The sequence below is a fragment of the uncultured Halorubrum sp. genome, assembly GCF_937146585.1.
In the GTDB taxonomy this organism is placed as follows: domain Archaea; phylum Halobacteriota; class Halobacteria; order Halobacteriales; family Haloferacaceae; genus Halorubrum; species Halorubrum miltondacostae.
The window spans coordinates 1-3,725 of the sequence record NZ_CAKZRO010000057.1 but is presented as its reverse complement, the minus strand read 5'-3'; the positions used below and the strand labels follow the sequence as shown (position 1 = coordinate 3,725).

The following is a 3,725-nucleotide window of genomic DNA, read 5'->3' as shown; positions in this document are numbered from 1 at the left end:
TCCCACGTCGTCGACGAGGTCGAGCGGGTGGAGCACGTCGACGCGGTACGGCGGGACCTCCACCTCGTAGTTCACGTCGTCGCCGAGGGTGTAGGAGGCGTCGAGCCCCGCGCGCTCGAAGCAGTCGACGACCTCCTCCGGCTCGAAGTCGACGCCGAGCAGCGTCTCGATCCGGTCGTGCGACACCGTCTTCTCGTCGACGTCGAGGTTCGGCCGGACGAGCTCCGCGCCGTACTCGCTCGGATGCGTCGCGCCGTCGGCGTAGTTCACGTCGATCTCCTCGATCGTCGCGCCGCGGGCCGACAGCGCGTAACAGATGATGTTGCACATCCGGTCGATGGTCCACTGGTCGGTGCCGGTGAGCTCGACGAGCAGCTCCCGGGAGCCGGTGGTCACCTCGGTGCGCTTCCCGTTGATCACCGGCGGGAACGAGAACAGGCCGAGCTCGTCGTAGATCGCGGGGTAGCGGTCGAGGTCCGCGACGAGGTCGGCGTACGTCTCGCCGGTGGCGTGCTCGTCTAACACCTCGGCCGGGCTCAGCTCGTCGTTCGCGTCCAGCGGGACGAACGTGTCGCCCTCGGGGTCGACGCCGCGGTACGTGATCGTCGGCTCCGCGCCCTCCTGGAGCGGCGCGCCCTTCACCATCGCGAGGTCGTGGATGCCGATGGCCCCCTTCGCGCGGCCGCGCCCCATCGTCGCGTGGAGCTTCTCTTGGAGCTGAATCAGCGACTCCAGCGCCGCCTCGTCGAGGTCGAGGCCGCGGACCACGGCCCCCGTGACGTACGGGCGCTCGTCGGGCACCGACTCGTCGACCTCGACGGTCCACTCGGAGTCGTTCGTGTTCGGGACGTAGACGCCGCGCGCGTCGCCGTAGTGGTAGCGCAGCGAGCGGGCGACCCCCTCGACGGAGAGCCGGTCGAGCCGGTCGGGCGCGAACTCGAACTGATACATCCCGTCGTCGGTCTCGCCCTCGAACTCCAGGCCGAGCCCGAACAGGTCCGCCTTCAGCTCCTCGTCGTCCTTCTCCTCGTGGCCGGTGAGCTCGCGGAGCTCCTCGGGGTCGACGTCGACGACGGGCATCAGTAGCTCACCTCCGCGTTCCGCAGGAAGTCGATGTCCGCGAGCGTCCCGTGGAGGTCGCGGATGTCCTCCGCGCCGGTGGTGAGCATCGCCAGCCGCTCTAGGGCGAGCCCCCACGCCATCACGTCGCAGTCGACGCCGAGCGGGCCGGTGACCTCCTCGCGGAAGACGCCGGAGTTACCGATCTCGATCTCCTCGCCCGTCTCGGGGTGTTCGCCGAACAGCTCGAAGGAGGGCTCGGTGTAGGGGTTGTAGTGCGGCTTGAACCGGATGTCCGTGATGCCGAACTGGCGGTAGAACTCCTCGAAGGTGCCCATCAGGTCGCGCACCGAGAGGTCCTCGGCCATCACCCACCCCTCGATCTGGAAGAACTCGAGGAGGTGCGTCGGGTCGAGGGTGTCGTTGCGGTACACCTTCTCGACCGAGAAGTAGCGCTGCGGCGGCTCGATCTCGGCCCCCGCGACGCCGGAGAGGTACCGCATCGACAGCGACGTGGTGTGACCGCGGAGCGCCACCTCGCGTGCGAAGTCCTGCGACCACGGCGAGTGGTAGCCGTCGCCGTCGACCCCCCAGCCGTCGCGGTGGGCGGACTCGACGCGGGCCATCAGCTCGTCCGGGATCGACTCCATCCGGTCCACGTCGAGCGCGAACCGGTCCCAGTGGGTCCGCGCCGGGTGGTCCTGCGGCATGAACAGGCAGTCGTTGATCCAGAAGTCGGCGTCGGCGTGGGGGCCCTCCATCTCCTTGAACCCCATGCCGACGAGGACGTCCTTCACGCGGTCGGCCGTCCGCCGGAGGACGTGCTTGCGGCCGCCGCGGGCCGTCTCAGCCTCGGCCTCGACGTTGTACTCGGCGAACTCGGCGTCGCGCCACTCGCCGCTGGCGAGGAGCTCGGGCGTGAGCGCGCCCACCGTCTCGGTCGCTTCCACGCCGGTCATCAGCGCGTCGACGCCCGCGTCGGTGAGCGTCACCGTGCGCGTGACCGACTCCGCGACCGAGATCAGCCCCCGCGAGTCGAGCTGGTCGATCACGGACTCGTCGGCGTCGAGCGCGTCCGCTTCGAAGCCCCCCTCGTCACCGTCGGCGTCCGCGAGCGCGGCGAGCGCCGTCGCCTCTGGGTCGGCGTCCGGGTCGGCGTCCGGCTCGACCGAGAGGTCGCCGCCGTCGACGCGTCCGAACCCCTTCCGCGCGAAGTTCGCGAGCGCGATGTCGACCTCTGGACCGTCCAAGTCGGCCTCCCCGATGACCGCCCCCATCGAGACCGGTTCGGCGTCGGCCCCCGCGTCGCGGCCGGCGCGGTAGAGCCGCGTCTCGGGGAGCCCCTCGTCGACGTAACGTCGCCCCTCGTCGGTGAGCGCGACGGTCTCGTCGCTCACCGACCCGACCTCGACGAGCCCCTCGTCGGCGAGGTCGAAGGCCGCACCGGCGGCCGTCTCCGGCTTCAGGTCCGCCGCCGCGGCTATCTCCGCTACCGTCCGTTCGTCCGTCGCGCTCGCGGCCTCGAGGACCGCGAGCTGTCGTTCCGGGAGTCGCATTCGAGTTGTCTCTACACGCGTGCGGCTGGTTGGTAACGGTTCCGGGACCGGAGCGCCGTCGAGAAATCAGTTCTGATAAACTGAGCGACCATTTTATGTAGTGTTTCGACGTGGACGTGTGTATGAGTAGTGTACCGGCCGAATCAGTCGGCCCTCGGTCATCGGTCGAGACGGCACGCGTCCCCCACGGCGGCAGCGGTCCCAGTCCCAGCCTCGCGGTCGTCGAGGCCATCGCCGACCTCGCCGACTGCGACCCCACGGAGCTGCCCGAGGAAGGCGTCGTCCTGTACGACCACGTCGACCCCGACGCGCTGAACGCGCTCGTCGCCGGTCGCCCGGACGCCGACGTCGACGTCTCGCTCACCGTCGCGGGCTACGACGTCCGCGTCGGCCCGGAGTCCGCCGTCGCTCGGCGCCCCCGCGACTGAGGCGCCGAACCGGCCGACCCCCCTACCCCTCCTCTGTGCCCCGCTCGCGGAGCCGCGCGATCCGATCGCCGAGCGGCGGCTGGACCTCGAACCACGTCGACCAGTCGCCGGTCTCCGGCTCGACGCCGCGACGCTCCGCGACGCGCTCGAACGCGTCGGCGACGCGGTCGGCGCCGACCGCGTCCGCGGCGCGGCCGTCCGCCGCGTACTGGACCCGCCGACCGGCCCAGAAGGAGACGAGTCCGACGGCGATCAGCGCGCCGAAGCCGGACTGGAACGGGACGAGCGTCGTGACGACCGCCGCCAGCATCGCCAGCACGGCCCCGACGGCGACGGCGCGGAACTCGGCGTAGTACGTCGCCACCCGCCCCGCCTCCGCCGCGAACAGCCCGACCGCGACGTCCTCGTCGAGGTCGGTCAACACGTCCTCCGTGAGGAACAGCACTCGCCGCCCGGGCGGTCCGCGGACCGAAACGTCCGCGGGACCGGTGGCCCCCGCCTCGCCGCTCCCGCTCGTACTCCCGTCACTTGCCCCGTCGACGGACTCGAGCGCGACCCTCTCGGCGGCGAGTCCGCCGGGGTCCGCGAGCGCCTCGATCTGTGCGCGCTCCGCCGCCGTCGGCTCCCGGAGGTCGCGGAAGCGGTCGGCCGCGTACAGCGGTCCGACGGCGACCGCGAGCGC

General features: G+C 71.3%; 3 protein-coding genes and 1 pseudogene. 1 reads left to right on the top strand and 3 read right to left on the bottom strand.

The window, feature by feature from the left end; translation table 11 throughout:
- Positions 1-1,080: pseudogene (locus Q0116_RS05240) on the bottom strand (phenylalanine--tRNA ligase beta subunit-related protein); the annotation flags it as partial.
- The gene (locus Q0116_RS05235; protein WP_297886161.1) at positions 1,080-2,615 is read right to left on the bottom strand and encodes a phenylalanine--tRNA ligase subunit alpha; all 1,536 of its coding nucleotides are present in this window, start codon (positions 2,613-2,615) and stop codon (positions 1,080-1,082) included. The gene Q0116_RS05235 and the pseudogene Q0116_RS05240, both read right to left, overlap by 1 nt.
- A gap of 122 nt (positions 2,616-2,737) precedes the next feature.
- Between Q0116_RS05235 and Q0116_RS05230 the strand changes: the two genes are divergently transcribed.
- Positions 2,738-3,043 (top strand): HalOD1 output domain-containing protein, encoded by a 306-nt coding sequence (locus Q0116_RS05230; protein WP_297886159.1) that lies wholly within the window; start codon positions 2,738-2,740, stop codon positions 3,041-3,043.
- Positions 3,044-3,065: 22 nt separating this feature from the next.
- On the opposite strand, the gene Q0116_RS05225 is transcribed toward Q0116_RS05230, so the two are convergent.
- Positions 3,066-3,725, bottom strand: a 660-nt coding sequence (locus Q0116_RS05225) for a peptidase (RefSeq protein WP_297886157.1), incomplete at its 5' end; no start/stop codon positions are given.

Coding starts and splice junctions, on each gene's coding strand:
- Q0116_RS05235 (WP_297886161.1), bottom strand. CDS start 2,615: ATGCGACTCCCGGAACGACAGCTCGCGGTCCTCGAGGCCGCGAGCGCG.
- Q0116_RS05230 (WP_297886159.1), top strand. CDS start 2,738: ATGAGTAGTGTACCGGCCGAATCAGTCGGCCCTCGGTCATCGGTCGAG.